Source organism: Massilia sp. BHUDP2, assembly GCF_046236355.1.
Taxonomy (GTDB): Bacteria; Pseudomonadota; Gammaproteobacteria; order Burkholderiales; family Burkholderiaceae_D; genus Telluria; species Telluria varians.
Map to the genome: position 1 here is coordinate 872,220 of NZ_JBJUVW010000002.1, position 25,176 is coordinate 897,395.

Annotated in this window: 29 protein-coding genes and 1 pseudogene; 11 read left to right on the plus strand and 19 right to left on the minus strand. The window is 66.8% G+C overall.

The window, feature by feature from the left end; all coding sequences use genetic code 11:
• Positions 1-54: 54 nt before the first annotated feature.
• The 6 genes from ACK6C6_RS14515 to ACK6C6_RS14540 all read right to left on the minus strand — a co-directional run bounded on the left by ACK6C6_RS14515 (position 55) and on the right by ACK6C6_RS14540 (position 5,819).
• A complete protein-coding gene (locus ACK6C6_RS14515) occupies positions 55-882 on the minus strand; it encodes a response regulator (RefSeq protein WP_409267879.1) in 828 nt (275 codons plus the stop codon).
• A gap of 72 nt (positions 883-954) precedes the next feature.
• Entirely contained in the window at positions 955-1,908 is a 954-nt protein-coding gene (locus ACK6C6_RS14520; protein WP_409267881.1) for an esterase/lipase family protein, read from the minus strand.
• A 10-nt stretch (positions 1,909-1,918) separates the two neighbouring features.
• Complete coding sequence (locus tag ACK6C6_RS14525) at positions 1,919-3,529, minus strand: GMC family oxidoreductase N-terminal domain-containing protein (RefSeq protein WP_409268291.1); 1,611 nt, start codon at positions 3,527-3,529, stop codon at positions 1,919-1,921.
• A gap of 8 nt (positions 3,530-3,537) precedes the next feature.
• Positions 3,538-4,056 carry a hypothetical protein gene (locus ACK6C6_RS14530; RefSeq protein ID WP_409267882.1) on the minus strand — a complete coding sequence of 173 codons (519 nt, stop codon included), beginning with the start codon at positions 4,054-4,056 and terminating at the stop codon, positions 3,538-3,540.
• Positions 4,057-4,169: 113 nt separating this feature from the next.
• Positions 4,170-4,880, minus strand: a complete 711-nt coding sequence (locus tag ACK6C6_RS14535; RefSeq protein WP_409267883.1) for a class I SAM-dependent methyltransferase — start codon at positions 4,878-4,880, stop codon at positions 4,170-4,172.
• Between the two features lie 177 nt (positions 4,881-5,057).
• Entirely contained in the window at positions 5,058-5,819 is a 762-nt protein-coding gene (locus tag ACK6C6_RS14540) for an RNA methyltransferase (protein ID WP_409267884.1), read from the minus strand.
• Positions 5,820-5,994: 175 nt separating this feature from the next.
• On the opposite strand from ACK6C6_RS14540, the gene ACK6C6_RS14545 reads away from it, so the two are divergent.
• From ACK6C6_RS14545 to ACK6C6_RS14575, 7 genes are all read left to right on the plus strand, one after another.
• Complete coding sequence (locus ACK6C6_RS14545) at positions 5,995-6,774, plus strand: inositol monophosphatase family protein (RefSeq protein WP_027866095.1); 780 nt, start codon at positions 5,995-5,997, stop codon at positions 6,772-6,774.
• A 293-nt stretch (positions 6,775-7,067) separates the two neighbouring features.
• Positions 7,068-8,468 carry a DEAD/DEAH box helicase gene (locus tag ACK6C6_RS14550; protein ID WP_209588607.1) on the plus strand — a complete coding sequence of 467 codons (1,401 nt, stop codon included), beginning with the start codon at positions 7,068-7,070 and terminating at the stop codon, positions 8,466-8,468.
• A gap of 176 nt (positions 8,469-8,644) precedes the next feature.
• Entirely contained in the window at positions 8,645-9,112 is a 468-nt protein-coding gene (locus ACK6C6_RS14555) for a MarR family winged helix-turn-helix transcriptional regulator (RefSeq protein ID WP_409267885.1), read from the plus strand.
• Between the two features lie 61 nt (positions 9,113-9,173).
• Positions 9,174-9,980: a hydroxypyruvate isomerase gene (gene hyi, locus ACK6C6_RS14560; protein ID WP_409267886.1), complete on the plus strand. Its 807-nt coding sequence runs from the start codon at positions 9,174-9,176 to the stop codon at positions 9,978-9,980.
• Between the two features lie 44 nt (positions 9,981-10,024).
• Positions 10,025-10,390 carry a VOC family protein gene (locus ACK6C6_RS14565; protein WP_209588610.1) on the plus strand — a complete coding sequence of 122 codons (366 nt, stop codon included), beginning with the start codon at positions 10,025-10,027 and terminating at the stop codon, positions 10,388-10,390.
• A gap of 116 nt (positions 10,391-10,506) precedes the next feature.
• Entirely contained in the window at positions 10,507-11,376 is an 870-nt protein-coding gene (locus tag ACK6C6_RS14570; RefSeq protein ID WP_409267887.1) for a hypothetical protein, read from the plus strand.
• A gap of 28 nt (positions 11,377-11,404) precedes the next feature.
• Positions 11,405-12,010: a hypothetical protein gene (locus tag ACK6C6_RS14575; RefSeq protein ID WP_409267888.1), complete on the plus strand. Its 606-nt coding sequence runs from the start codon at positions 11,405-11,407 to the stop codon at positions 12,008-12,010.
• A gap of 35 nt (positions 12,011-12,045) precedes the next feature.
• On the opposite strand, the pseudogene ACK6C6_RS14580 reads toward ACK6C6_RS14575, so the two are convergent.
• The 5 genes and pseudogenes from ACK6C6_RS14580 to ACK6C6_RS14600 form a co-directional block, all read right to left on the minus strand.
• A pseudogene (locus ACK6C6_RS14580) lies at positions 12,046-12,818 on the minus strand (SDR family oxidoreductase).
• Positions 12,819-12,921: 103 nt separating this feature from the next.
• Positions 12,922-13,479, minus strand: coding sequence for a hypothetical protein (locus ACK6C6_RS14585; RefSeq protein ID WP_209588612.1), 558 nt, complete (start codon positions 13,477-13,479; stop codon positions 12,922-12,924).
• 90 nt (positions 13,480-13,569) lie between these two features.
• Positions 13,570-14,457 (minus strand): M90 family metallopeptidase, encoded by an 888-nt coding sequence (locus ACK6C6_RS14590; protein WP_209588613.1) that lies wholly within the window; start codon positions 14,455-14,457, stop codon positions 13,570-13,572.
• Position 14,458: 1 nt separating this feature from the next.
• On the minus strand, positions 14,459-15,220 hold the full coding sequence (locus ACK6C6_RS14595; protein WP_036216641.1) for a glutathione peroxidase: 762 nt from the start codon (positions 15,218-15,220) through the stop codon (positions 14,459-14,461).
• A gap of 200 nt (positions 15,221-15,420) precedes the next feature.
• Complete coding sequence (locus ACK6C6_RS14600; protein WP_027866105.1) at positions 15,421-16,035, minus strand: winged helix-turn-helix domain-containing protein; 615 nt, start codon at positions 16,033-16,035, stop codon at positions 15,421-15,423.
• 409 nt (positions 16,036-16,444) lie between these two features.
• Here ACK6C6_RS14600 and ACK6C6_RS14605 point away from each other — a divergent pair, with 409 nt between their 5' ends.
• Both ACK6C6_RS14605 and ACK6C6_RS14610 read left to right on the plus strand, forming a co-directional pair.
• A complete protein-coding gene (locus ACK6C6_RS14605; protein WP_409267891.1) occupies positions 16,445-17,473 on the plus strand; it encodes an OmpA family protein in 1,029 nt (342 codons plus the stop codon).
• Between the two features lie 108 nt (positions 17,474-17,581).
• Positions 17,582-18,535, plus strand: a complete 954-nt coding sequence (locus tag ACK6C6_RS14610; protein ID WP_209588616.1) for a YihY/virulence factor BrkB family protein — start codon at positions 17,582-17,584, stop codon at positions 18,533-18,535.
• Between the two features lie 155 nt (positions 18,536-18,690).
• Here the strand turns inward: ACK6C6_RS14610 and ACK6C6_RS14615 are convergent, their stop codons facing one another.
• From ACK6C6_RS14615 to ACK6C6_RS14625, 3 genes are all read right to left on the minus strand, one after another.
• Entirely contained in the window at positions 18,691-19,956 is a 1,266-nt protein-coding gene (locus tag ACK6C6_RS14615; RefSeq protein ID WP_409267892.1) for an AI-2E family transporter, read from the minus strand.
• A gap of 45 nt (positions 19,957-20,001) precedes the next feature.
• The gene (locus tag ACK6C6_RS14620; protein ID WP_027866108.1) at positions 20,002-20,316 is read right to left on the minus strand and encodes a BON domain-containing protein; all 315 of its coding nucleotides are present in this window, start codon (positions 20,314-20,316) and stop codon (positions 20,002-20,004) included.
• Between the two features lie 64 nt (positions 20,317-20,380).
• Positions 20,381-20,929 carry a hypothetical protein gene (locus ACK6C6_RS14625; RefSeq protein ID WP_027866109.1) on the minus strand — a complete coding sequence of 183 codons (549 nt, stop codon included), beginning with the start codon at positions 20,927-20,929 and terminating at the stop codon, positions 20,381-20,383.
• Positions 20,930-21,167: 238 nt separating this feature from the next.
• On the opposite strand from ACK6C6_RS14625, the gene ACK6C6_RS14630 reads away from it, so the two are divergent.
• Positions 21,168-21,632, plus strand: coding sequence for a glycine zipper 2TM domain-containing protein (locus ACK6C6_RS14630; protein ID WP_027866110.1), 465 nt, complete (start codon positions 21,168-21,170; stop codon positions 21,630-21,632).
• A gap of 219 nt (positions 21,633-21,851) precedes the next feature.
• Positions 21,852-22,232 (plus strand): hypothetical protein, encoded by a 381-nt coding sequence (locus tag ACK6C6_RS14635; RefSeq protein ID WP_409267893.1) that lies wholly within the window; start codon positions 21,852-21,854, stop codon positions 22,230-22,232.
• A 180-nt stretch (positions 22,233-22,412) separates the two neighbouring features.
• On the opposite strand, the gene ACK6C6_RS14640 is transcribed toward ACK6C6_RS14635, so the two are convergent.
• From ACK6C6_RS14640 to ACK6C6_RS14660, 5 genes are read right to left on the minus strand one after another with little or no spacing between them, the layout of a single operon-like run.
• Entirely contained in the window at positions 22,413-22,799 is a 387-nt protein-coding gene (locus ACK6C6_RS14640; RefSeq protein ID WP_209588619.1) for a hypothetical protein, read from the minus strand.
• A 24-nt stretch (positions 22,800-22,823) separates the two neighbouring features.
• Entirely contained in the window at positions 22,824-23,210 is a 387-nt protein-coding gene (locus ACK6C6_RS14645) for a phage holin family protein (protein ID WP_036214457.1), read from the minus strand.
• Positions 23,211-23,228: 18 nt separating this feature from the next.
• Complete coding sequence (locus tag ACK6C6_RS14650; RefSeq protein ID WP_036216648.1) at positions 23,229-23,582, minus strand: YqjD family protein; 354 nt, start codon at positions 23,580-23,582, stop codon at positions 23,229-23,231.
• Positions 23,583-23,627: 45 nt separating this feature from the next.
• On the minus strand, positions 23,628-24,161 hold the full coding sequence (locus ACK6C6_RS14655; RefSeq protein WP_409267894.1) for a bacterioferritin: 534 nt from the start codon (positions 24,159-24,161) through the stop codon (positions 23,628-23,630).
• Positions 24,162-24,196: 35 nt separating this feature from the next.
• A complete protein-coding gene (locus ACK6C6_RS14660; RefSeq protein WP_036216652.1) occupies positions 24,197-25,117 on the minus strand; it encodes an OmpA family protein in 921 nt (306 codons plus the stop codon).
• Positions 25,118-25,176: the final 59 nt, after the last annotated feature.

The window sequence follows — 25,176 nt, forward strand, 5'->3', positions numbered from 1 at the left end:
TTCCTTGCGAATCCTGTGCGGTCCATTCTAGGCACGCACGCTAGAAACAGGATTCTAAAGAGCGCGGCTGCGCTGCAGCGCCAGCGCCTCGCGCATGCGCTGGCGCAGGCTGCCTGCCGAAACCGGCTTGGCGTAGTGGGCATCGGCCACGCCGGAACGCAGCGCCGCGTCGATCTCGGCCAGGTGCTGCTGCCCGGTCAGCATCAGCCGCACGGTGCGCGGATGGCGCGCGGCGACCTGGGCCAGCACCTCGGTGCCGCGCATGCCGGGCATGGCCTGGTCGCACAGGATGACCTCGACCGGCTCGCGCTCGAGCAGGGCCAGGGCCTCGGGGCCGGAGCCTGCGCTCAGCACGCGTACCGGCTCGTCGCCGAGCATGTCGGCCAGCACGGCCAGCATGAAGGGGTCGTCGTCGACCAGCAGGATGGTCGGCTGGGCGGCCCGCGCCTGCGGGACGGCCGCCGGCGCCGGGACCGGCGCCTGGGTCGGAGCAACGGACCCGCCATGCGCGGGCGCGGCGGCAGGCAGGAAGGCTTCGAGCTCCGCCACGAAGCTCTCCGGTTCGATCGGCTTGCTGATGTAGCCGTCGAAGCCGGCGGCCAACACCTTCTCGCGGTCGCCGGCCATCGCCAGCGCCGTCACGGCCAGCACCGGCGCCCTGGCGAGGGCGGGTTCCGCCTTGAGCGCGGCCAGCACCGAAAAGCCGTCCATGCCGGGCAGGTTGACGTCGCAGGCCACCAGGTCGGGCGGCGCGGCGCGGGCGCAAGCAATGCCGCGCGGGCCGTCAGGGGCGCTGACGGCATGGTGTCCATAGGCGGTGAGCAGAAACGCCATCAGCTCGACGTTGGCGGGATTGTCTTCGATGATCAGGATGCGGGCCAAGTTCGGCGCTCCAGTTGCGGCGTTGCGCTTACTGTAACACGGCGCCCGTCAATACAGCCAGTCCCGGATGCGCTAGAGGCTTGCCCGTTGCGCCGCCAGGCCCTGGCAGGCGATCTCCTCCATTACGGCGTCGAGCACGCGTGGATTGCGGCCCAGCGCGACATGGCCGACGCCGCCGAAGGCCAGGTTGCGCGCGCCCGGCAGCTCGCTCGAGGTCTGGGGCGCGATGATGTTGTCGTGATGGGAGTAGATCGAGGTGACCAGGGCGCGCGCCGCCGCGTCCTCGTTTGCGGCGAGCATGCGCAGCCAGGCGCATTCGGGCGGCTCGGCGCGCGCGGCCCGTCGCATCTGGGCCGCGTTCAGGCCGAGGCCGAAGGCGGCCAGGCAGGTGCCGTGGTGCGGCGTGCCGAGCGTGATCAGGCGCGCCACCCGCCGGGTGCTGCAGGCGCGCATCCAGGCCCGCGCCACCAGCCCGCCCATGCTGTGCGCGACGATGATCACCTGGTCCGCGCCGGTCGCCGTTCTGAGTGCCTCGACCGCGCGCTCGACCAGCGGCGCGTAGCCGTCGATGTCGCCGGTAATCGGCTCGAGGTCGACCGAGGCGTGGCTGATGCCGGCGGCGTCGAGGCGCGGCGCCAGGTGCGCCCAGTAGCCGCTGTTGCAGCCATAGCCGTGCAGCAGCAGGACCGGCGGCGTGCGTGAACCCGGATGGATGCGGGTGCGGGCGCTGGCGCGCGGCATGGTCCACGAGGACTGCAGCATGCTGGCGCTGAACTCTTCCAGGAACATGCGCACGCGCGCCGTGAAGCCGAGCCGGTACTCGCCCGGCGTGGGGCTGGCAAAGCGCGCGCTCATGAAGAAGTTGTTGAGGTTGATGAAGAGACGCACCAGCACCACGCTGCCCAGCCCCAGGGCCAGGGCCTGCCAGCGGCTGGCGCCGAAGATCTCGACGGCGGCCAGGCCGATGCCCAGCGCGGCGAGCGCCTGGATCAGGAGCAGCAGCTGGAGCAGGCGGCGCGCGCTCATGGTCCTGCCCTCATGCGGCCAGCCGGGCCGCCGGCCTGCCGGTGAGCGACGCGGCAAGGCCGCTCGCCAGCCTAGCGGCGAGCCCGTAGATGGTCAGTTGCGGATTGGCGCCGAGCGAGGTCGGGAACAGCGAGCCGTCGTGCACCGACAGGTTGGCCAGGCCGCGATAGCGGCCCTCCGGCGTGGTGACGCCAAGGCACTCGTCGCCCGACATCGCGCAGCCGCCCATCACATGGGCCGAGGCCACGCGCGTGAGCTGCAGCCCCTGCGGCAGGGCCGCAATCGCCGCCTTCGCCTCACGCCAGGAGGTGTAGCGGCGCGCCATCTCGTGGGCCGGCTGCACGCCGCTGGCGCCGGCGGCGAACTGGATCTCGGCCATCGTGAGCAGCGCGCGGCGCGCGCCATCCCACAGATAACCGCTCATCGGATAGTCGAGTTCCGGGCTACCGTCGCCGCGCAGGCGCACGCTGCCGCCCGGCGCGCCCTCGTGGAAGCCGTCGCGCAGCAGGGCCAGCATGCCCGCCAGGTGCGGGAAGTCGCGCATCATGGCGGCGTGGCTCTCGCCGAAACCGTTCATGGTGGTGGCCAGCAGCAGCGGATGCAGCGGCGGCGCTTCCAGCTTGTAGCCGATCGGGCCGTCCATGGGGCCGGCCAGGTAGTGGTCCGAATACACGGTCTGCGGCGCGCCGGCCCAGGCTTCCACGCGCTGCGGGAAAAAGGCGGCCGAGATGATGGTCGGGTGCAGGAAGGTGCGCCGGCCCAGCTGGCCGCTGGGGTCGGGAGCTTTCGAGCGCAGCAGCAGCGCGGGCGAATTGATCGCACCGCCGGCCACCACGAAATGGCGTGCGCGCAGGCGCAGCAGCCGGCCGGTGGGCAGGACGCCGGGCACATCGAGGGCCTCGCACAGGAGCTCCTCGATCCGCTCGCCCTTGATCACGAGCTGCTGTGCGCGGGCGCGCGTGACGAGCAGCGCGCCCTGCTCCAGCGCGGCCGGGATGGTCGTCACCAGCATCGACTGCTTGGCATTGGTCGGGCAGCCCATGCCGCAGTAGCCGAGGTTCCAGCAGCCGTTGACGTTACGGCGGATCAGGCCTGTGGGAATACCGAGCTTCTCGGCGCCGCGGCGCAGGACCGCGTTGTTCTCGTTGGGCGCACCCGGCCAGTCGGCGATGTGCAGGCGCGCCTCCATCATCGCGAACCAGGGCGCCAGCGCTTCCGGCGTGCTGTCGGGCAGCGCGTAGTGGCGGCGCCACCAGTCGAGGGTGGCGGGCGGGGTGCGGAAGCTCGAGGTCCAGTTGACCACCGTGGAGCCGCCCACGGTGCGGCCCTGCAGGATGTTGATGCCCTTGTCGACGGTCTTGCGCGCGGCCGATTCCTGGTACAGCGCAGGGTAGGCCTCGGCTTCGCGCATCCTGAAGTCGCGCGAGGATGTCAGTGCGCCCTCTTCCACCACGATGACCGACAGGCCCGAACGCGCCAGGATCTCGGCCGTGACGCCGCCGCCGGCGCCGCTGCCGACGATGACGACGTCGGCCTCGAAGCTGCCGTCCTGCGCCAGCGTCGCGGCGTCGACGATCTTCCAGCCCTTGGCGATGCCGGCCGCGATCGGGTCCGGGACCATCGGCGTGTTCACGCCAGCTCCTTCAGCGGGCCGGGATAGCCGATGGCGGCCCAGCTGGACGGCTGCGCATACCAGGCGCCGAGCACCAGGTCGTGCAGCGCGTGGTAGGCGCTGCGCAGCAGGCCGAGGCGGTGCAGGCGCCAGTCTTCCAGGCAGGCGCTCACCTCGTCGACACGCGCTCCTTCCCAGCCGCCAGCGATGCCGGTCAGCAGGCTGCGCGCGGGCGCCAGCGCGAGCAGGCCGAACAGGTCCTGGACTTCCTTCTGGGTGCCGGGAGGCAGGCCGAGGATGGCCTGGTGGACGCCGTCGATGGTCCTGGTGAGCGCAGCCTCACGGCCGGCATCCTGCGGCAGCGCGCCGGCCAGGATCGCCGGCAGGATCGCATGCAGGGCCGCGCGCGCTTCGCCGTCCAGTGCGAAGCGGTGTGGCGTGCCGCTGTACCTGGCGCGGTAGAACGCGCCGCCGGCCGCCAGCGCGAGCGCGGCCAGGCCGCCGGCTTTCAGGAAAGTCCGCCGTGATGTCCCCATCTATCTGTCCCAGGAATGCCTCTTGTGTTTTGGCTAGTGTACGCCAAAGGGAACAGCCTTCGGAGCCGGAAACTAGAGGGTGAACTCCAGGACGCATCGAGCTGACAAGCCGGTCATGATGGTGCATCGTCCTTCTTCGCCATGAAGACGAAGTGCGAGCGCAACAGCGGCAGCAGCGTGGCGAGCGTCTCCGGCACCAGGTGCGGGGCCTTGGCCAGCATGCGCGCCAGCGGCGGCGCCAGCAGCAAGGTCCGGTAGTGGCGCTCGCGCGCCGGCCACAGGCGGTCGAGCTCGGCCCGGGTGAGCCTGCGCACATTGCGGTTACGTGGATTGTTATAGCGGAAGTCGAAGATCATGCACCAGCCGCCGGGCCGCAGGATACGCCACATGTGCGCGGCAAGTGCCTGGCGCGCGTCGTCGGCCAGGACCGACGAGAACACCGTGTGGGCGCTGATCAGGTCTGCACTGCCGTCCGGCATGGACTCGAGTCCGCCGAGATGCCAGTGCACGCCCTGCGCCGTGTTGCGGCGCGCCGCATCCAATCGTTCGGCCAACAGCTCGGTACCGGTCAGGTTGGCCCGGCTTGCCCCCCAGTCGATCAGCTGGCGCAGGAAAGCGCCGGTGCCGCAACCGACATCCAGCACCCTTAGCGCCGCCAGGTCACGCCCGACGGTTCTGCGCAGCATGGCGCCGAAGCCCGTCGAACAGTCCAGGCTCTGTCGCAGGATGTCGGGGCGCAGTCGTTCGTAGCGCGGCAGCGCGCCGCCGCCGCTCCACTGCCGATACGTTCGTACGATGCGTTCGTGCTCGAGCTCGTTTTTCATGCTGCCTCCCGACCGGTCGGTGCCTTTGTCCACGATTTTCAGCAATGGTGCGGCACGAAACTTGAGCAGTAGCAGCCTTGACGCCGATCGGACGGCGTCTTTACAAAGCTTTACACGACGAGCAGGGTGCAAAGGAAATTTGCATCCCTGACCCTGCAGGCAAATATTCTTTGCACGCTATTTCTTGGGCTTCTGCTCGATGATCGCACGGGCGATCCCGCGCAGGATGTTGACTTCCTCGGTCTCGAGCCCGGTGCGCGAGAACAGGCGCTTCAGGCGCGGCATCAGCTTCTTCGGGTTGTTCGCGTTGAGGAAGCCGATCGCCACCAGCGCTTCTTCCAGGTGGGCGTACATGCCGTCGATCTGCGCCATGCTGGCGGCGTCGCCGTGGAAGCCCACGCCGCGTTCCTCGACGGTGTCGCCGGTCGCCGCAAGCCGGCATTCGTAGGCCAGCACCTGGGCCGCCTGCGACAGGTTGAGCGAGGAATAGTCCGGGTTCGAGGGGATGTTGATCAAGACGTTGCACTGCTGGACGATCTCGTTCGGCAGGCCGACCCGCTCGTTGCCCAACACCAGTGCGGGCCGCAACTCGCCCTGCCCCGCCGCGTGGGCCGCGAAGGCGCGCGGCGTCCACACCGGCGGCGAGAATTCGCGCAGGCGTGCCGACACGGCGGCGGCGAAATTGCAGCCCTCCAGCGCTTCGCCGATGCTGCCGACGATGCGGGCATTGGCCAGCACGTCGCCCGCGCCGCTCGCGAACGCCACCGCCTCGGCATCGTTCAGCGGATCGTCGCAGCGCGGCGACACCAGCACCAGTTCGCTGAATCCCATCGTCTTCATGGCGCGCGCCACCGAGCCGACATTGCCCGCGCGGCTGGTCTCGACCAGCACGAAACGGAGCCTTTTGAACAGAGATGTGTTGATTTCGGTCGGGTTCATTTAAAATAGCGCCATCGCGCGGTGCGGGCTGTTGTCATCCGGGGCTGGAAAGTCGTGGATTGTAACGGGTTCGGCACCGCTTTGCTCTTTGTCATTCTCTATTCAGCTGACCGTTCACGGCGCTCGACAGCGTGGTGGGCGTTCGCGTTTTTTCCACGGAAAGCCCATGCACCCAATGCTCAATACGGCCGTCAAGGCCGCCCGCCGCGCCGCCACCGTCATCAACCGCGCGTCCTTCGACCTCGATCGCATCACCATTTCTGAAAAAAATCACAACGATTTCGTCACCGACATCGACCAGGCGTCGGAACAGGCGATCGTGGAAACGCTGCTGAAGGCCTACCCGGACCACGCCATCCTGGCGGAGGAATCGGGCGCGTCGAAGAACCTGAATGACGAGAGCGAAAACGTGTGGATCATCGACCCGATCGACGGCACCACCAACTTCCTGCACGGCTACCCCAACTTCTGCATCTCGATCGCCCTGCAACAGAAAGGCGTGATCACCAACGCCCTGGTCTACGACCCGGTGCGCAACGACCTGTTCACCGCCACCAAGGGCGCCGGCGCCTACCTGAACGACAAGCGCATCCGCGTGAGCAGCAAGGACCGCATCGGCAAGGCCTTGCTGGCCTCGGGCCACGGTCCGGATCCGCGCGCGCTGGCCGAATACCTGCGCATGTACGAAACGGTCGCCTCGCGCTGCCACGGCGTGCGCAGCGGCGGTTCGGCCGCGCTGGAACTGGCCAACGTGGCCGCCGGCCGCATCGACGGTTACTTCGAGAAGGGCCTGAAGGTGTGGGACATCGCGGCGGGCGCCCTGCTCGTGACCGAAGCCGGCGGCATCGTCGGCGAATTCAACGGCGAATCGGACTACCTGCACAAGGGCGACATCATCGCCGCCGGCCCGAAGGTGTTCGGCGCCATGGTTCCGCTGCTGGCGGCCTTCGCCTAAGCGTCCCCTAAGGCTGGCCAAGGCCGGCTTGCGCGATTTCGCGTAAAATACTCTCCGTGCTTCCGGGCGTGCCGGTTCATCAACCACACGCCCGCTTCACCGGCTGGAAAGTCCCGGTCAGAAACTTTCCATAGAGAAACAAACTCCTCTATAATCCCGGCTGTCCCGCCTGTGCTTGCGCGTGGCAACAGCGTCCGGCGTCCCCGCGGCACCACCGCGTCCGCCAGCAATGACTAATCCGATTTCCAGGACTGGCGCCACAGTGGCGGCGGGCCGACCTTTATTGAGAATTTATGTCCTTTTCTACTCTCGGTTTATCCGATGCGATCGTCCGCGCGGTAACTGAACAAGGCTATACCAATCCGACCCCGATCCAGGCCCAGGCCATCCCCGCCGTCCTGAACGGCGGCGACCTGCTGGCCGGCGCACAGACCGGCACCGGCAAGACCGCCGGCTTCACCCTGCCGATCCTGCAACTGCTCTCGTCGGACAAGACCGGCCAGGCGCTCAAGAACAAGACTGCCCCGCGCGCCATCCGCGCCCTGGTGCTGACCCCGACCCGCGAACTCGCGGCCCAGGTCGAGGAAAGCGTGCGCCTGTACGGCAAGTACACCAACCTGAACTCGGCCGTGATCTTCGGCGGCGTCGGCATCAACCCGCAGATCAAGCTGCTCAAGCAGGGCGTCGACGTGCTGGTCGCCACCCCGGGCCGCCTGCTCGACCACGCCGGCCAGGGCACCGTCGACCTGTCCAAGATCGAGATCCTGATTCTGGACGAAGCCGACCGCATGCTGGACATGGGCTTCATCCACGACATCAAGAAAGTGCTGGCGATCCTGCCGCCGAAGCGCCAGAACCTGCTGTTCTCGGCCACCTTCTCGGACGACATCAAGGCGCTGGCCGACAAGCTGCTGAACAACCCGCAGTCGATCGAAGTGGCGCGCCGCAACTCGACCGTGGAAGTGATCGCACAAAAAATCCACCCGGTCGACCGCGACAAGAAGCACCCGATGCTGTCGCACCTGATCAAGGAAAACAGCTGGCACCAGGTGCTGGTGTTCACCCGCACCAAGCACGGCGCCAACAAGCTGGTGGAACAGCTGGGCAAGGACGGCATCGGCGCGATGGCGATCCACGGCAACAAGAGCCAGTCGGCGCGCACCAAGGCGCTGGCCGAGTTCAAGGACGGCAGCCTGCAGGTGCTGGTGGCCACCGACATCGCCGCACGCGGCATCGACATCGACCAGCTGCCGCACGTGGTCAACTACGACCTGCCGAACGTGCCGGAAGATTATGTGCACCGGATCGGCCGTACCGGCCGTGCCGGCGCCACCGGTGAAGCGGTGTCGCTGGTGTGCGTGGACGAGCACCAGATGCTCAAGGACATCGAGAAGCTGATCAAGCAGACCCTGCCCCGCCACGTGATCCCGGGCTTCGAGCCGGACCCGACCGCGAAAGCACAGCCGATCCAGCTGCGCAGCGGCGCCCCGGGCCATGCGAACCGCGGTGGCGGTCGCCCAGGCGGCAACCGCGGCGGCCAGGGCCAGCCGCGCAGTGCCGGTGCCGGCAACGGTGGCGGTAATGGCGGCCGTCCGGCAGGCAACCGCCCTGCGGGCGCCAACGGCGGCAACCGCAATGGCAGCAGCGCCAGCCGCGGTCCGCGCAGCGGTTCCGCACCACGCCGCGAGCGCTGATCGCACGGGCAGCGCTCGCTGTCCTGCCCGCTTCGCATGAAGGCCGGCGTCGACGACATCGACGCCGGCCTTTTTTCTCGCCAGAACGTGATAGTTGATTACTCAAACACTTGCCAAGTGTCGCAAGGAGGTATATATTTGAGCAATCAACTTTATCTCAACAATTGGACCCCGCCATGACCGACACGAACCACACTCCCGCTACCGCTACTCCCCCTGACAGCCCCACCAGCGAGTTCTGCCTGCGCATGGCCCGTGCCTGGGCGGCGCTGTCGCGGCGCCTCGACAGTTCATTGGGCAGCCTGCACGGCATCAGTTTTGCCGACTACCAGTTGCTGCTGAGCCTGCAGCGTGCCCCGGGCGGGCGGCTGCGCCGGGTCGACCTGGCCGAGAAGCTGGGCCTGACGGCCTCCGGCGTCACCCGCTCGCTGCTGCCGCTGGAAAAGATCGGCCTGGTCGGCCGCCAGAGCGATCCGCGCGATGCCCGCGTCGGCTACGCCATCATCACGCCCACCGGCAGCGAACTAGTGCTCAATGCCGCCGTGGTGGTGCACAACGTCAGCCGCATGCTGCTCGGCGCGCCCTCGCGTGAGCAGATCGAGTCGACCTCGACCCTGCTGGCCCAGCTGGGCGGTAGTCAGTAAGCCGGGAAGCATGGGGCCGAATCGGCTAGGATAGCGGGATTCCCATCCACCGAAGCGCCGCATGCCGAGATTCGCCGCCAACCTGAGCCTGCTGTTCAACGAGCTCCCCTTCCTCGACCGCTTTGCCGCCGCACGCGCGGCCGGCTTCGATGCGGTCGAGTTCCTGTTTCCGTATGCCTTCGAGGCCGAGCAGATCGCCGCGCGCCTGCAGCGCTACGGACTGGAACTGGTGCTGCACAACCTGCCGGCCGGCGACTGGGCCGCCGGCGAGCGCGGCCTGGCCTGCGATCCGCGCCGCAGCGCGGAATTCCAGGACGGGGTCGACCTGGCCCTCGACTATGCGCTCGAGCTGGGCGTGCGCCGCCTGCACTGCCTGGCCGGCAGGATGCCGCCGAACCTCGGCCATGAACGGGCCCACGCCGCCTACGTCGCCAACCTGCGCCATGCGGCGGCGCGCTGCCGGGAACACGGCATCAGCCTCTTGATCGAGCCGATCAACGACCGCGACATGCCCGGCTATTTCCTCACCGGCACGCGCCAGGCGGTGGCGGTCATCGAGGAAGTCGGCGCCCCCAACCTGGGCCTGCAGTACGACATCTACCACATGCAGCGGATGGAGGGCGAGCTGGCCGAAACGATCCGCCGCCACCTCTCCCTGATCCGCCACGTCCAGCTGGCCGACGTGCCGGGCCGCCACCAGCCCGGCACCGGCGAGATCAATTTCCCCTTCCTGTTCGGCCTGCTGGACGAACTCGGCTACGAAGGATGGGTCGGCTGCGAATATCTGCCGCAGGGCGACACGCAGGCTTCGCTCGCCTGGCTGCACGAAGAACGCAAGCGTCATGCATCCTGGCTGGACAGGGCGTGAAGCTTCGGGCAGCATCGATGCTTTACCCGGCCGAAGGAGCCACGATGATCCAGGGATTGCGCACCGTAATTTACCCCGTCACCAACCTGGCCGAGGCCACCGCCTGGTATGAGCAGGTCCTCGGCAAGGCGCCCTATTTCAACGAAGTCTTCTACGTCGGCTTTGAAGTGGGCGGCTTCGAACTGGGCCTGATCCCCGACGGCCAGCCGGGCAGCGCCGGCGCCACCGCCTACTGGGGCACGCAAGACATCGAGGCCGAGGTCGCGCGCCTGGCGGGCCTGGGTGCGGAAGTGGACGCGCCCGTGACCGACGTCGGCGGCGGCATCCGCGTCGCGACGGTGCGCGATCCCTACGGCAACCTGTTCGGCGTGATCCAGAATCCGCATTTCGACCGCAGCAAAGTCGAATAAGGCGTGCATACCTGCTTGTGTAAGCTCAGGCACTTGACCGCCAGCAAGACTTTGCCGCGCGGAGTTTGAAACAATGGGGACTTTCGGGCCGCTCCCCTAGGCCAGAAAGGATCCCCATGTTGCGACATCTCTCGATCCGCCTGCTCGTCGTCCTTCCGATCCTGTGCGGCCTGCTGCTGGGCGGCTGCTTGACGACCACCGGCGGCCCGGTCAGCCTGCAGGAAGTGCGCGAATTCGCCGATGCCTCGGCGCGGCTGGGCGGCTACGCCGAACTGGCGCGCCGCTACCGCGACACCTACGAGCGCGAACAACCCTACCTGTCCCCCGCCGCCGACAAGCTGGCGCGCGAGAACGACGCCAAGCGCAAGGCGGTGCACGAGGACTTCATCGCCATCCAGAAGACCCTGGTGCTCTACATGCAGACCCTGAGCCTGCTCGCCGGCGATGCGCGCTACGACCTGTCCGAGCGCATCGACGACCTCGGCAACGGCCTGAAAGCCAATGCCGAGTCCGGCCTGCAGCAGCGCCACATCACGGCCTATACCGGCCTGACCCGCCTGCTGACGCGCGTGATCGCCTCCGGCTACCAGAACCGCAGCGTGGAAACCATGGTGCGCGATGGCGATGCCGACGTGCAGGTGCTGCTGGACGCCATGATCTCGCTCACCCGCCTCTACTACAAGACCAACGAGAATGAGAAGAAGACGATTCTCGGCATCTTCGACGTCGAGATCCCGTTTTCGACGCGCAATTCCGACCGCATGCTGGTAACGCTGGCCAAGGTGCACTACCTGAACAAGGCCACCGAGTACAAGCTGGTCGACCGCCGCTACGAGCTGGCCCTGCAGGGCCTGACCAAGGTGGCGCTCGGGCACCAGAAAATGCGCGAGAACCTCGGCAAGCTGTCGGACGCGGAAATCCGGCGCCTGCTGGCCAACTACGGACGTGACCTGCGCACCATCCGCGACGGGCTGTCCGGCGGCTGAGAACCTAGCGCGGTAAACAGGAGGACACATGGCTACCACCCCGACCCGTTCCGGCAGCGCATCCGCCGACCTTGCGTCCCCGGCCGAGGCCGACGTCGATGCCGCCGCCGTCCTCGACGCGGCGGATGCCGCGGCGCCCGCCGGACCGGCCGTCAAGGGCCCGGCCGCCACCGCCGGCCCCGCCCTGTCCAGCACCGAGAAGATCGTCGAGCTGGCCGACCACCTGTCGGCCTGCGCCGACCAGCTGCACGAGCGCGTGATGCAGGAGATCCGCAGCTACGGCGGCCGGCCGGTGCCCGAACACGTGCAGGACAAGGCCCGCGCCCTGTTCGAGGACGAAGTGCTGCTGCGCCAGCGCGCCAACGGCCTGCACGTCGACGCCGCCACCCTCATCGTCAAGGGCCTGGGCAAGCAGCAGGCCCAGCTCGTCAAGCTGACCGCCGACGCCGCCGAGAAGATCCGCAAGATCGGCGCCATCGGCGAGGCGGCCGGCCTGGTGGGCGGCCTGCTGGCCCTGGCCGGCGCCGCCGCGACCGGCCAGCCAGCGCTGATCCTGGCCGCCGTCGACAAGATCGACAAGCACGGCAAGGCCCTCGATGCGCTCAAGCCGAAGCCCCCGGCCAAGGCAAGCTGAGTCCGGCATGAAGGCGCGCGGCCTTGCGGCCGCCGTCAGCACATGTGCTGTCCGCCGTTGATCGCCAGGTTGGCGCCGGTGACGAAGCCCGCCGCGTCCGACACCAGCCAGGACACCATGGCCGCCACTTCGCCGGGCTGACCCACGCGGCCGACCGGGATCTGCGGCAGGATGCGTTCGTGCAGCACCTGCGGCGACACGTCGTGCGTCGAGCGGGTGTCGAGGTAGCCCGGCGACACCGTGTTGACGGTGACGCCGTGGTGCGCGGACTCCAGCGCCAGCGCCTTGGTCAGGCCGTGCAGACCGGCTTTGGCGGCACCAGTGTCGCCTGGTTCAGCGCTCCCTGCTGCCCGTTGACGGAGCCGATGTTGACGATGCGTCCCCAGCGCTGCGCGACCATCGTGTCGATGGTATGGCGCGCCATGTTGAAGGCGCCGTCGAGGTTGACGCCCATCACCGCATGCCAGTCGTCCAGGCCCATCCTGCAGATACTGCGGTCGCGCGCCAGGCCGGCATTATTGACGAGCACGTCGATCCGGCCGGCATGCCCGAGCAGGCGCTGGACCGCGCGGCCCGCGCACTCGAAGTCGGCCACGTCGGCCTCGAGCGCGATGAATTCCATGCCGTCGCGGCGCTGGCTGGCCAGCCATTCGCGACCGTAGTGCTTGGATGGCGAAAAGGTGGCGGCGACGGTGAAACCGTCGAGATGCAGGCGGCGGCACAAGGCCGTGCCGAGTCCGCTCATGCACCCGGTGACGAGGGCGACACGTTTGCTCATGAAGGATCCCTTGGACTTGGTATACGGCATCCTTCAAGGACAAGCCTGACGGGACTGTCCCGGGATGCGATCTACCGAATGTAGGGAAGCGGCTTGCGAGCCTTGTTGACCAAGATCAAGGCAAGACCGAAGCTCAAGCGATGAGCTCGGGGCGGCTACTGGGGTCGAAATCGGCCCAGTCGCCGTCGACGATGTTGCCCTCGGCACGCTCGATGTGGTGGGCGCCGAGCTGGCGCAGCACGTCGACCGCGCGATCCGCCATGCCGGCGTCGTCGAAAGCGACCGCGACCAGCATGCCGGCTTCGCGCGGCGGCACCCGGTTCTCGGCGCTGCCCTCTTCCGATTCGCCGCGTTCCTTCATCTTGGAAAAGCTGAACAGCGAGCCGACGTGACCGCCGACCAGGCCGCCGACGACCGGGCCCAGCGGTCCGGTAACGGGTGCGGTGGCGGCACCGATCACCGCGCCGACCGCGCCGCCGGTAGCGACACCCTGCACCACGCCTTCCGGCGTTTCCTTGGCGCCGGGAGACTGCAGATGATCGCCCCCGATCGGGGTCTGGTCGTGCTGGCCCGGCTGGCTCAGGTAGAACCCGCTGATGCGGCCGTTGTCGAAACCTGCGTCGGCCAGCGCGCGGCGCGCGCGGTCGACTTCATCCTGAAGCTGGAAACGCCCTGCAATAATGGTGGACATGACGATTTCTCCTGGATCGTTGGTAGCTCAACTATGCTCCGCCGCGCCTGTATTGCTCTGTACGGACACGCACGCAGCTCAGGCGCAGGACTAGCGCCATTGGCCGTAGACGACACCATGCTGGAACGGATCGTCGAACACCGGCTGCGGTTCGGCCACCCAGTCGCGCGGATCGACGCGGAAATACTTCAGGAATTCCTCGTACAGGTCCGGGTGGCGCGCCGACAGTTCCCATGGCTGCTCGAAAAAGCTTTCGGTCGCCACCGCGAAGAACTCGGCCGGGCTGCTCGCGCCGTAATGGTCGAGCACGCCGCGCTGCCCCCACATCGCATCGCGCCGCAAGGCCGCGTAGTTGCGCGACAGGACCTCGGACCAGCTACGGTAGCGCTCGGTGCTGCCCAGGTAGGGCGCGCCGTTGGTGCTGCCCGATTCGCTGTCGAGCTGGTGGGCGAACTCGTGCAGCACCACATTGTGACTCTCGGGTTCATCCGCCCCGGCGCGCCGCACATGGTCCCAGGACAGGATCACGCGGCCGTCGCCCCAGGATTCGCCCAGCAGGTCCTGGCGCTGCTCGGTGACGACGCCGGCGGCATCGACCTCGCGACGCGGCACCAGGAAGGCGCCCGGATAGACCAGCACCGCATGCAGCGACGGGTACAGGTTTGCCGGGCTGGCGTCGCCGGTCCGTCCCAGCACCAGCATGCAGGCCTGGGCGGCGATGGTCACGCGCATCTCGTCCGTCACCTCGAGGCCGGCGCAGCCGACAAAGGCTTTTTCGTGCAGGAATTGCTGGACCAGGCGCCGCAGGCGCCGCTGCTGCCCCTCGTCCATGCGGGCGTACTGGGCCAGGTTGCGCTCGAGGATGGCCACCAGCTCCGGCGCGAGCGGACGCGCCAGTGCGCGGCGCAGACGCAGCTTCGGCAACAGCCATGCCGCCAGCAGTCCGGCCCCGATGAGGCCGGCGATGATGCCTTCCATGTCAGGCTTCCCGTGAGGATGCAACCCATGCCAGCACGTCGTCGGCGCCGCCGATCAGCCTGCCGCCCACGAATACCTGCGGCCAGGTCAGGCGGCCGGTCAGGCCGCGCAGCACGCTCGTCGTGATCTTCTGGTCTTCCGAAATATCGGTGAACACGATGTCATTCTCGCGCAAGGCGGCCTTGGCGCGCGCACAATGCGGGCAGCCGGGGCGCGAGAACATCACCACCGGCTCGGGAATCTTCGCATTCGGGTTGATATAGCTCAGCATCGTATCGGCGTCCGAAACCTCGAAGGGGTCGCCTTCGCGCTGTGGCTCGATGAAGATTTTGTCGATTATGCCGTCCTTGACCAGCATCGCGTAGCGCCAGGAGCGCATGCCGAAACCCAGGTCGCGCTTGTCGACCAGCATGCCCATGCCCTCGGTGAAGTCGCCGTTGCCGTCCGGGATCAGGGTGATGTTGCCGGCATCCTGCCCCGACTTCCACTGGTTCATCACGAAAGCGTCGTTGACGGCGATGCAGACGATGTCGTCGACGCCGTTCTCGCGCAGGGTCGGGGCCAGCTCGTTGTAGCGCGGCAGATGGGTCGAGGAACAGGTGGGCGTGAAGGCGCCGGGCAGCGAGAACACGACCACGGTCTTGCCCTTGAAGAGCTCGTCCGTGCTGATGTCCTGCCATTGGTCGTCGGGGCGCGCCTTGAAGCTCACGCGCGGGACCGGCCTGCCCTGCAGGGACTCCGCGGTCGGTAAAGTGCTTGGCATCGGTCTTCCTTTCCTTGTGGCGGCAGCGCGGCCGCGATGGGAGGGAGGTAGGGCTTATTGACCGGATTTCAACACACAGTCGTTAAAAATTGTTCACTTGAAAAACAAAAAGCCGCGCGGTGCGCGGCTTGAATGACGACAGCGATCGTCTGGACCGGCGGCTGCCGCGGGTCTCTACCGCGGCCGGCCGGGTGCGCTTATTAAGCGCGTTCCTTGGCGGTCTGGCTCGGGGCCGGGCCGAACAGGGCTGCCACCAGCGGATCGCGGGTGACCGGGCTGCGATTCACGCGGATTGCGTAATGGGTGTCGTCCGCCAGGATGTGGAAGTGGCGGCCGCTGCCGGCCATGTTCTGCTCGCGCAGGCCCGGACGCTCCTTGCGCGGGGCGGCGCCTTCGCGCTTCGGCTGGCAGATCGCGGCCAGGAAGGCCTTGACGCGCTCCTGGTCCGGGCAGATCTGGTACACGGCCTTGCCCAGGTAGGTGGCGGTGCCTTCGATGTAGCGTGCCAGCTCGATGACGCCGGCTTCGCGCAGGTCACGGATGTACTTGCGTGCGCCCGAGGGCGAGAATTTGAGGAACCATGCGATTTCGTCGGCCAGCATTTCATGGGTCGACAGTTCGTTGATCAGTTTCTGCATGTTTTCGATCCGGCGCTGGGTGGCCGAGGTCGAACGGACGCGTTCGATCGGCGCCAGCGAAATCGGCGCGCGCTCGGTCGGTTGCGGGGGGACGCGTTCGATCAGCGCAGAGTTGCTGGAAGTGTGCACCGCGCCGATGTCGCCTTGCACCGCGTTGTGATGGGTCGTTGCATGCATGTTCTTGAGCTCCGTTTAGAGAGTGAGACTGTGTGGTCCGGGTCGCTGTGTGTCGTATGACACCCTGACAACACCTCGGTTCCGCTTAACTGGGCTCAAGATTGCCTGCGTCAGACATCCCGGTCTGTGCGCCATCCAACATTCAGAATTATTCCTGCAAGCATTTTTGATAAGGCCGCTTGTCGAAGGCCGGCAGCCGCGCTTGTTTCCACGTGAAAAAAATCGAGCACCAAAATGGTGCGCACGCCAGCGCCATGTGACATTTTTACCACTGTTGTAAAATTGCACAGGTCATCGCTGCTAGGTGCGCTACCGCACCGAGATTGCGGAACTTGCACTGTTAATCTTTATCCAACATCTGTGTCGAGGCATGCGATGTCAATAACCCTTCACCTTATGGGAGTCACCTGTGAATAATACGAAGAAGATCGCCCTGGCCGCCGCCCTCCTGTGCGCGGCCGGCAGCTCCATGGCCCAAGAAGTCATCAACCCGTCGTGGTACATCCAGCCGAGCGTCATCCTTGCGAAGCCGGACGCACGCATGGGCGTGGCGGACCGCGACTGGGGCGGCGGGTTGAAGTTCGGTAAGGCCGTGAACGAAATGTGGGACATCCAGTTCGGCGGCAGCCAGGTGCGTTTCGAAGACGGCCCGGCGCGTTACCGCCAGACCCTGCTGGGCGCCGACGCCCTGCTGATGTTCTCGCGCAAGAGCTTCCGTCCCTTCGTGCTCCTCGGTGTCGGTATCGAACGCGACAAGGTGCAGAACCCGCTGCGCAATGTCGGCAAGAATTCGCCTTACCTGACCGCCGGTATCGGTTATCAGGCAACGCTGAGCCCACAGTGGTCGATGCAGTTCGACGTGCGCGCCGTGCGCGGCTTCCTGCGCGACCACGAGCAGTTCGGCCCGCGCCGCATCAACAACAAGTACATGAGCATCGGCCTGAACTACGCCTTCAACCCGCCGCCGGCGCCGCTGGCACCGGCCCCGGCACCGGCACCGGTCGTGGAAGCCCCGGCTCCGGCTCCGGCACCGGTCGCTCCGCCGCCGCCGCCGCGCTTCGAGAAGGTCACCCTGGAAGCCACCAAGCTGTTCGAGTTCGACAAGTCCGACCTGATCATGCCGTCGCCGAAGCTGGACGAAATCGCCGCCGCCCTGCAGGCCGACCCGAGCGTCACCGACGTCGACATCACCGGCTACACCGACCGCCTGGGTTCGGAAAAATACAACCTGAAGCTGTCCGAGCGCCGCGCCAACACCGTGCGCGACTACCTGGTCAGCAAAGGCGTGGACGGCAACCGCCTGAAGGCCTACGGCAAGGGCGAAGCCAACCCGCTGGTCCAGTGCAACCAGCGCAAGCGCCAGGAACTGATCGATTGCCTGGAGCCGAACCGCCGCGTCGAGGTCGAGCAGATCACCGTCGAGAAGCGCGTTCAGTAACAGGCGGCAATGCCTGCCCGGCCGCGCTTACCGTCCCGCACGGCAAGACGGCCGGGCATCACCGCATGATCGAAGGGGGCTGCGGCCCCCTTTTCAATTGGAGGAGTCATGGCTATCAAAAAATGGCTGCCGTATTCGCGTGAGCTGGTCCACGTGATGCGCTGCGCGGTAATGGAATGGCTCGATCATCGCGCCTCCAGCAAAGGGGCGGCACTGGCCTTCTATACCTTGTTCTCGCTGGCGCCGGTGCTGGTGCTGGTGATCGCCATCGCCGGCTTCTTCTACGGCGCCGAAGCGGCCCAGGGACAACTGCTGGCCCAGCTGCGCGGCCTCGTCGGTCCGCAGGGGGCCGAAACCATCCAGGCGATCCTGGCCGGCGCGCAGAACAAGGAGAGCGGACTGTTCGCGACCATCGTCGCCTTCGTGCTGCTGCTCGTCGGTGCCACCACCGTATTCTCGGAACTGAAGGACAGCCTGGACGAAATCTGGGACGTTCCGCCGCCGAAGGAGTCCGGCTTCTGGAACCTGGTGCGCACCCGCCTGCTTTCCTTCGGCCTGATCCTGGTGCTGGGCTTCCTGCTGATGGTCTCGCTGGTTGTCAGCGCGGCACTGGCGGTGGTCGAGACCTACATCGGCGGCATGTGGAAGGAAGCCGCCGTGGTCATGGGCTGGGTCGCCTCGGCGGTGAGCTTCCTGGTGATCGCTACCCTGTTTGGCGTAATCTACAAGCTGCTGCCGCGCATCAAGCTGTCCTGGCACGACGTCACCATCGGTGCGCTGGGCACGGCAGCGATGTTCACGCTCGGCAAGTTCGGCATCGGCCTCTACATCGGCAACAGCGGCACCACGGACAGCTTCGGCGCGGCCGGCTCGCTGATCGCCCTGCTGCTCTGGGTGTATTACTCGGCGCAGATCTTCTTCCTGGGCGCCGAGTTCGCCCGCCAGTATGCGCTCAAGATGGGCAGCCTGAAGCACAAGCCGGCGCATGAGACCGGGGACAAGAAGAAGGAGGATGCGCCGCCTGAGCCGACTGTCACCTGGAAGAACGGGCGCGCGGGGTAATTCGCGCTGTTGGTCGGCGCCGTTGGTCGGCGCTATTGGTCTGCACACTGTGCTCCTAGCCAAGCGGCGGCGTTGGTTGGCGCTATCGGTCTGCACACTGTGTTTCTAGCCGGGCGGCACCGCCGCCCGAGCGTAATTTGGTCCACTGGACCAAATTACTCCCCCAGCAACTCCGCCAGCGCTTCCATCCCCTCGACCCGCTCGGCCACCACCTTCAGCACCACCACAACCGGCACGCCGAGCAGCAGGCCCCACATCCCCCACAGCCAGCCCCAGAACAGCAGGCTCACGAAGACGGCCGCCGGGTTCATCTTGGCGATCTTGCCGGTCATCCAGGTCGTCACGACCATGCCGACCAGGGTCGCGATCCCGAGCGAGGACCCGGCCACCAGGATTACCATGCGCAGCGACTCGAACTGGAAGAAGGCCACCGCCCCGGTGGCGATGGTGATCAGGAGCGGGCCGAAGTAAGGCACGATGTGGGCCACGCCGGCGAAGGCGGCCCAGGCGCCGGCGTTCTCGAGGCCGATCGCACGCAGTGCCGCCCAGGTGAGCAGCGCCAGCAGCACGTTGGTCACCAGCAGCATGAACATGTACATCTGGATCGCATTGTTCATGTCGTCCAGGATGTGGACGGTCACTTTTTTGCGCGTCAACGAGGGCCCGGTGAGCTTGACCAGCTTGCGCTTGAAGGTGTCGCCCGCGAGCAGCAGGAAGAACACCAGGAACACCACCATGGTGGCCTGCGACAGGAAGGTGGCCAGGCCGATCGAGCCGGCCAGCACCCAGTCCATCACGCGGATGCTGCTGCCGGCCGCGGGCGCCGGCGGGACCGACTGGGTGCGCTTCTGGATCGCACGGCGCTCTTCCCCGCCGGTGGCGCTGGAGGCGGCGCGCTCGATCTCGGCGGCGGCGGCCTGCACCTGCTGGATGGTCGAGCGCTGGCCGGTGCTGTCGGTCAGGATCCTGGTGACCTTGGTCGTCAGGGTCGGCAGCTCGTCGATGATGTTGAAGAATTCGTCCTGCAGCCGGTACAGGGTGCCGCCCAGCGCGCCCATGATGACGGCGGTGACCAGGGTCGCGCCGATGACGCGCTTGACGTGCCAGCGCTCGAGCCAGCGCACGACCGGATTGAGGGTATAGGCGATGAAGATGCCGAGCAGGAGCGGCACGAAGAATTTCTGCGCCCACTGGAGCGCGAACAGGCTGGCGATGGTGGCGAGGATGCCCAGCGAGAGCCCGCGGGCGTTGACGTGGATCGGCAGCCGCAGGCCGCCCACGTGCATCGTGAGCTCGTCGCCTGCAGGGCCGGGCTCGGCGCCTTGTCCCGCCGCCGGGGAAGCGGAGGCTGGCGCCGCCGGGGCGGCATTGTCGGGCGCGCTTGCAGCTGGTTCGACAGGTTCGGGTGGTGCGAGCTGCATGGATCGTGCCTTGACAATGGAGCCGGGCCGCCCCGGCGCTGGGGATTACTTGACGCGGATGTCGTTCTTCACAGAGGTTACACCTTGTACGCCGCGCGCGATTTCCACGGCGCGCTGTGCGTCGCGCGGCTCGGCCACGAAGCCCGACAGCTGGACGTCGCCCTTGTAGGTTTCCACGTTCACTTCGGTCGCCTTGACGGTCGGATCGGCGGCGAAGGCGGCCTTGACCTTGGTGGTGATCACGGCGTCATCGACGTACTCGCCGGCGCTCTTCGAGGTCGGGTTCGACGAGCAGCCCACGGCGGTAATGGCGACGGCGGCGGTAAAAGCGGCGGTGACGAGGCGTTGTGCGATTTTCATAATAGCTCCTTGATTAAAAACTGCGGTGGTCTAACTACAGTAAAGCCCATGCGGGCAAGTGGGATCATTTTCCGAACGCGGTCTTGGCAGTGTTGACACACTGGTCCTTGACGGCGCCGGCGTAGGCGTCGCATTTCTGGATCGCGACGCGGTATTCGGCGGCCAGCTTGTCTTCGCGCGCATCCTGGCGCGCTTCGATGGCCTTGCGGTCGGCCTTGGCATCGGCCTGGGCGGCGACCAGGGTCGCCTTGGCCTGCTCCATGCAGACGTCGCGGTCGTTGCCGGTGACGGCGGCGCAGCGTACCTTGTCGCGGTCGTAGTTGGCGGACGCGATGCGCATGCGGGCCTGGGTATAGGCCGACAGGGTATTCTTGTAGGCGGCCTCGGCTTCTTCCTCGACACGCACGCGTGCGGCCTTGGCCTCGGCCATGCACAGGTCGTGCGGGTTGCCGGCGATCTGGTCGCAGCGCGCCCGCGCCGACTTGTAGTTCGCTTCGGCGGTGGCCTTGGCCTGTTCGTAGGCCGTCTTCGCATCCGGCACGGCTTGTGCCCGTACCGCGCCAGCCCAGGCGAGCGCGGCGCCGACGAGCAGGAATGCATGGGATGTTTTCATTTTTTATTCTCCATTTGTCAACACGCTAATGACGTTTTACACGTCGGTTGGCGCAGTTTCTGTTCGGTGCCGAACACAGCAGGCTTCCTGCAACAAGTCATCTGTATATGAATCAAATTTGGCGTGGAAGCTCTCTGAAAAAGGAGCCAGATATGCTGGGCAAGGACGGTTAGGCAACGCACAGACCCCTTGCGCGGCCGTGGCTAAGCTGGAGCCATACACTTATCAGGAGAACAACATGAAAGCAACCCGTACCCTCGCTGTTGCCGTGCTGGCTTCCACCGCCCTCCTCACCGGCTGCGCCAGTACCTCGTCGAACCCCTACGCGTCGAACAACGGCTACAACAGCGGCTATAACAACGTCTCGATGGGCTATGGCACGATCGAGTCGATCCAGGTCGTCCAGGGCGAAAACCGCACCAGCGGCGCCGGTGCGATCCTGGGCGGCGTGGTCGGCGCCCTGGCCGGCAACCAGGTCGGCAGCGGCAGCGGCCGTACCGCTGCGACCGTCGCCGGCGGCGTTGCAGGCGCGGCGATCGGCAATAACGTCGAGCGCAACCGCCAGGCCGGCGGCGCCGAGATGTACCAGATCAACGTGCGCATGGATAACGGCGAATACCGCGCCGTGAACCAGGACAGCGTCTACGACCTGCGCGTGGGCAACCGCGTGCGCATCGTCGACGGCCGCGTCTATCGCTATTGATCGGCATCGGCGATCAGGAAAAGATCGCCACCGTTGGTCGTGACCGAGGGAAGCGGGCAGCGCCGCCTTTCCCCGGCCGGTGCGTCCCTGCACCGGCATCACCCGACCGGAACGACGGGCGCCGGTCCTCGTGCTGGCCGTGCTGTTCAGCGGCCCGGTGCCCTCCCTTGTGCTGCGGCAGGCCTCGCCGCGGCACTTCTTCCGACCCTGGAGGACACCATGCGAATCCTATCGACCGTGCTGCGCGGGGCTTGTGCCTGCCTGCTCGGCAGCACCATGCTCGCCCACGCCCAGACCCCTATCCAGCCCCAGACCCAGACCAGCAGCGACGCCCTCGTCGATCCCGCCGCCGCCAGCAAGCAGGCGCGTGAAATCGCCCAGGGCGACCCGGCGCGCTGGTACCGCGAAGACGCGACCAGCCAGGCGCGGATGCGCACGCTGCAGAAGGAAATCGGCGCGGCATTGCAGGAAGCACGGAACGCCTGCAAGAAAGCGCCGGGGGCCGAGCGCAACGCATGCATGCAGGAAGCGCGCGCGGTCTACCAGCGTGACATGGCGCAGGCCAAGGCGCGGGTGGCTGGGCAGGGAGAAACGCCCTGAACCCTCTGCAGCGCCGATGCAGCCTGGTGCAGGGCGGTCGGTAGAACCGAGCCCCCTGCTGCCACAAGCACGCGCTCCCTGACTCGTCCGTACGAGCGAAAAAAAAAACGGCGTGCAATCAATGATTGCGACGCCGCTCAAGCCCCACCATATTCGGATCGGTTTGACTTCCTTGCCGTGTCAGCTCAGCCCGTTCTGCTGGACACGGCGTTTGTTCATGTACCAGCCTGCCACACCCAGCAGGATGGCGGCAGCACCGGCAGGCTTGCCGAGCTTGCGCTGGCGGATGAAGTTGAACAGCGCCAGCCCGTAAGGCATCAGCACCGACACGCTGGTGCCGGTCGGTTTCAACAGGGCGTCGGCGCGTGCGCGCAGGGCCCAGGTGGCGTGGTCGATCGTGCTATGCAACATCACCTCGGGGCGCGCCGCGTGGCGAATCTGCGCCCGCGCATGCGCCACGTTGTTGCGGAAGAACTCGCCCTCGCGCAGCAGCTCCTGCTTGCGCGCCACCGGGTCCAGGCTGTGCTTGTGGCCGGCCAGTCCGGTCGTTCCATCTTGATTGTGCATGTTTCCCCTCCTTCGTGTCGCCGCTTAGAGCAGCATGTCGCGGTCGTTCTTCAGTTCCTTCATGGTCGCCGGGAACGAGAGCTTGTCCTGCTTGAGCAGGGCCAGGCCTTTCGCCACCAGGATGCCGGTGATGACCAGGAACACGACGAACAGGATCAGCAGGATCTTCCAGCCCATGTCGTCCCATGCCAGCGCGACGATGGTCGCGGTGCCGTAGGCGATGGCGAACCAGATCGCCAGGATGGCCGCGCCGAACAGGGCCACGAGTTCGATCAGGTGGTTGCGCACCTCGGACAGCTCGAGCGCGGCCAGTTCCACGCGCGATACCACCAGGCCGAACAGGCTTTTCATGAGGCTGGAGATCCCGCCCATGAGGCCGGGGGTATGCACGACGGTGTCGTCTTTTTGCATGGCGGTCCCCGGCGGCGCTTACGGCTTACGGCTCAGGAGGACGCCGAGCAGCACGCCGATACCGGCGGCAACCGCGAGCGTACGGTATGGGTTGTCCTTCACGTAGACATCGGCCTCGTGGGCCAGTTCCCTGCCCCTTTCCATCGCCTGGCCCTGGTAGTGGCTGGCGCGGCCCAGTGCGCGGTCGAGCAGCTCCATGCCGCGGCTGCGCAGTTCCTCGGCCTTGTCGCCGGTCAGGGCGGCGGCGGCGCTCAGCATCGACTGGGCGTCGCGCACCAGTGCCTGCATGTCCGACGATGCGTCGGCGGCTTTGCTGTCGAACTGGTAGCCGTGGGCGTGGGATTTCAGGTTGCTGCGGGTGGTGTCTAGCATGGTGTGCTCCATTGTTATCGATGGGTAATGAATGTAAAGCCGGCCTCAGGCCAGCAGGTCGCGCATGTCGTCGGCATGCTCCTCTTCGACGGCCATGATGTCGGTAAGCATCTTGGTCGTCGTCGGGTCGCGGTCGCCGATCGCCTGGATCATCTGGCGATAGGATTCGATCGCCACGCGCTCGGCGATCAGGTCGGCGCGGATCATCGCCTGCACGTCGTCGGAATCGTCGTACTCGGCATGGCTGCGCGCGGTCAGCGTGGCCGGGTTGAAGTTCGGCGATCCGTTCAGTTGCACGATGCGCTCGGCGATGCGGTCGGCATGGTCCTGCTCCTGCTGGGCGTGCTCGAGGAACTCGGCCTTGATGTGGCCGGTGTTCGGGCCGCTCACGGTGTAGTAGTGCCGCTTGTAGCGAAGCACGCACAGCAGCTCGGTGGCCAGCGCGTCATTCAGCATCGCGATGACCGCCTCGCGGTCGGCCTGGTAGCCCTCGGTGACGGCGCCGTCGTCGAGGTTGGCCGCCGCGCGGCGGATGGCTCCGACGTCGAAGCCATGCGCCAGGTGTTTCTTTTCTTCCATAGTCTTACCTCGTGAACCTTGTTGCAGGAATCAGCTCAACGTCCCGCCGTACGTGGCGGGATCTGTGCATTCTCGTTCGACAGCACGATCTCGACCCGGCGGTTGAGCTGGCGGTTGGACGCCGTATCGTTCGGGGCCACCGGGAAGGCCTCGCCGTAGGCGCGCATGGCGATGCGATCGCGCGGCACGCCCATCGAGCCCAGCGCCGAGGCCACGGCTTCGGCACGGCGCTGCGACAGTTCCTGGTTGTAAGAGGAGCTGCCGGTACTATCCGTAAACCCTTCGACCAGCACGGTACGGTTCGGGTTCTGCGCCATGACGTCGGCCAGTTTGCGCAAGGTCGACATGCCGTTCGGTGTCAGGGTCGCCTGGTTGGTGGCGAACAGCACGTCGCCGATCGTCACGACATAGCCGCGCTCGGTCTTGACCGCCTGCAGCTCGACCAGCAGCGCTTCCAGCACGGCGGCGCGCTGGGCCAGCGCGGCGTTCTGCTGCTGGGCGTCGGCGGCCTGCTGCTGGGCAGCCTGTGCCTGGGCCTGCGCCTGGGCGGCCTGGGCCTGGGCGGCCTCGGCCTCGCGCTTGGCGCGGTCGGCCTCCGCGGTGCGGGCCGCCAGGCGGACCTGGTCGCGTTCGCGCGATGCGTTCGCGATGTCGGCTTCGGCCGCCTTTGCCCTGGCCACCTCCACCGCGGTGGCGACGCGCTGCTTGGCCACGTAGGCCAGGCGGTCGACGTCGTTCAGGCTTTCGCGGCGCGCGGCAGCGGCATTGGCCTGGTCGAGGGCGTCGCTGGCCTGCTTGAATTCGAGCGGCGCATACTGGGCGACCTGTGGATTGTTGTTGGCGGAGACGAAATCGGCGCGCGCCTGGTCCAGCGTCGGCGTGGTCATCGGGGCGGTGGCGCAGGCCGTGGCCAGCACGGCGGCGGCCAGCAGCGACATCGTGGAACGGGTTTTCATGGCTTGTCCTTTTTCCTGGGCGCCGCATGGCGCGGCGGTCAATGAAGGGAACTTCTTCT

What these genes read in the sequence shown, in the direction of transcription:
- ACK6C6_RS14535 (WP_409267883.1), bottom strand. Translation starts at nt 4,880, where the DNA reads ATGAAAAACGAGCTCGAGCACGAACGCATCGTACGAACGTATCGGCAG.
- ACK6C6_RS14615 (WP_409267892.1), bottom strand. Translation starts at nt 19,956, where the DNA reads ATGCAGCTCGCACCACCCGAACCTGTCGAACCAGCTGCAAGCGCGCCC.
- ACK6C6_RS14530 (WP_409267882.1), bottom strand. Translation starts at nt 4,056, where the DNA reads ATGGGGACATCACGGCGGACTTTCCTGAAAGCCGGCGGCCTGGCCGCG.
- ACK6C6_RS14655 (WP_409267894.1), bottom strand. Translation starts at nt 24,161, where the DNA reads ATGGAAGAAAAGAAACACCTGGCGCATGGCTTCGACGTCGGAGCCATC.
- ACK6C6_RS14635 (WP_409267893.1), top strand. Translation starts at nt 21,852, where the DNA reads ATGCGAATCCTATCGACCGTGCTGCGCGGGGCTTGTGCCTGCCTGCTC.
- ACK6C6_RS14625 (WP_027866109.1), bottom strand. Translation starts at nt 20,929, where the DNA reads ATGAAAACATCCCATGCATTCCTGCTCGTCGGCGCCGCGCTCGCCTGG.
- ACK6C6_RS14610 (WP_209588616.1), top strand. Translation starts at nt 17,582, where the DNA reads ATGGCTATCAAAAAATGGCTGCCGTATTCGCGTGAGCTGGTCCACGTG.
- ACK6C6_RS14645 (WP_036214457.1), bottom strand. Translation starts at nt 23,210, where the DNA reads ATGCAAAAAGACGACACCGTCGTGCATACCCCCGGCCTCATGGGCGGG.
- ACK6C6_RS14640 (WP_209588619.1), bottom strand. Translation starts at nt 22,799, where the DNA reads ATGCACAATCAAGATGGAACGACCGGACTGGCCGGCCACAAGCACAGC.
- ACK6C6_RS14650 (WP_036216648.1), bottom strand. Translation starts at nt 23,582, where the DNA reads ATGCTAGACACCACCCGCAGCAACCTGAAATCCCACGCCCACGGCTAC.
- ACK6C6_RS14550 (WP_209588607.1), top strand. Translation starts at nt 7,068, where the DNA reads ATGTCCTTTTCTACTCTCGGTTTATCCGATGCGATCGTCCGCGCGGTA.
- ACK6C6_RS14545 (WP_027866095.1), top strand. Translation starts at nt 5,995, where the DNA reads ATGCTCAATACGGCCGTCAAGGCCGCCCGCCGCGCCGCCACCGTCATC.
- ACK6C6_RS14570 (WP_409267887.1), top strand. Translation starts at nt 10,507, where the DNA reads ATGTTGCGACATCTCTCGATCCGCCTGCTCGTCGTCCTTCCGATCCTG.
- hyi (WP_409267886.1), top strand. Translation starts at nt 9,174, where the DNA reads ATGCCGAGATTCGCCGCCAACCTGAGCCTGCTGTTCAACGAGCTCCCC.
- ACK6C6_RS14540 (WP_409267884.1), bottom strand. Translation starts at nt 5,819, where the DNA reads ATGAACCCGACCGAAATCAACACATCTCTGTTCAAAAGGCTCCGTTTC.
- ACK6C6_RS14565 (WP_209588610.1), top strand. Translation starts at nt 10,025, where the DNA reads ATGATCCAGGGATTGCGCACCGTAATTTACCCCGTCACCAACCTGGCC.
- ACK6C6_RS14660 (WP_036216652.1), bottom strand. Translation starts at nt 25,117, where the DNA reads ATGAAAACCCGTTCCACGATGTCGCTGCTGGCCGCCGCCGTGCTGGCC.
- ACK6C6_RS14620 (WP_027866108.1), bottom strand. Translation starts at nt 20,316, where the DNA reads ATGAAAATCGCACAACGCCTCGTCACCGCCGCTTTTACCGCCGCCGTC.
- ACK6C6_RS14585 (WP_209588612.1), bottom strand. Translation starts at nt 13,479, where the DNA reads ATGTCCACCATTATTGCAGGGCGTTTCCAGCTTCAGGATGAAGTCGAC.
- ACK6C6_RS14575 (WP_409267888.1), top strand. Translation starts at nt 11,405, where the DNA reads ATGGCTACCACCCCGACCCGTTCCGGCAGCGCATCCGCCGACCTTGCG.
- ACK6C6_RS14630 (WP_027866110.1), top strand. Translation starts at nt 21,168, where the DNA reads ATGAAAGCAACCCGTACCCTCGCTGTTGCCGTGCTGGCTTCCACCGCC.
- ACK6C6_RS14555 (WP_409267885.1), top strand. Translation starts at nt 8,645, where the DNA reads ATGACCGACACGAACCACACTCCCGCTACCGCTACTCCCCCTGACAGC.
- ACK6C6_RS14525 (WP_409268291.1), bottom strand. Translation starts at nt 3,529, where the DNA reads ATGGTCCCGGACCCGATCGCGGCCGGCATCGCCAAGGGCTGGAAGATC.
- ACK6C6_RS14520 (WP_409267881.1), bottom strand. Translation starts at nt 1,908, where the DNA reads ATGAGCGCGCGCCGCCTGCTCCAGCTGCTGCTCCTGATCCAGGCGCTC.
- ACK6C6_RS14590 (WP_209588613.1), bottom strand. Translation starts at nt 14,457, where the DNA reads ATGGAAGGCATCATCGCCGGCCTCATCGGGGCCGGACTGCTGGCGGCA.
- ACK6C6_RS14595 (WP_036216641.1), bottom strand. Translation starts at nt 15,220, where the DNA reads ATGCCAAGCACTTTACCGACCGCGGAGTCCCTGCAGGGCAGGCCGGTC.
- ACK6C6_RS14600 (WP_027866105.1), bottom strand. Translation starts at nt 16,035, where the DNA reads ATGCATGCAACGACCCATCACAACGCGGTGCAAGGCGACATCGGCGCG.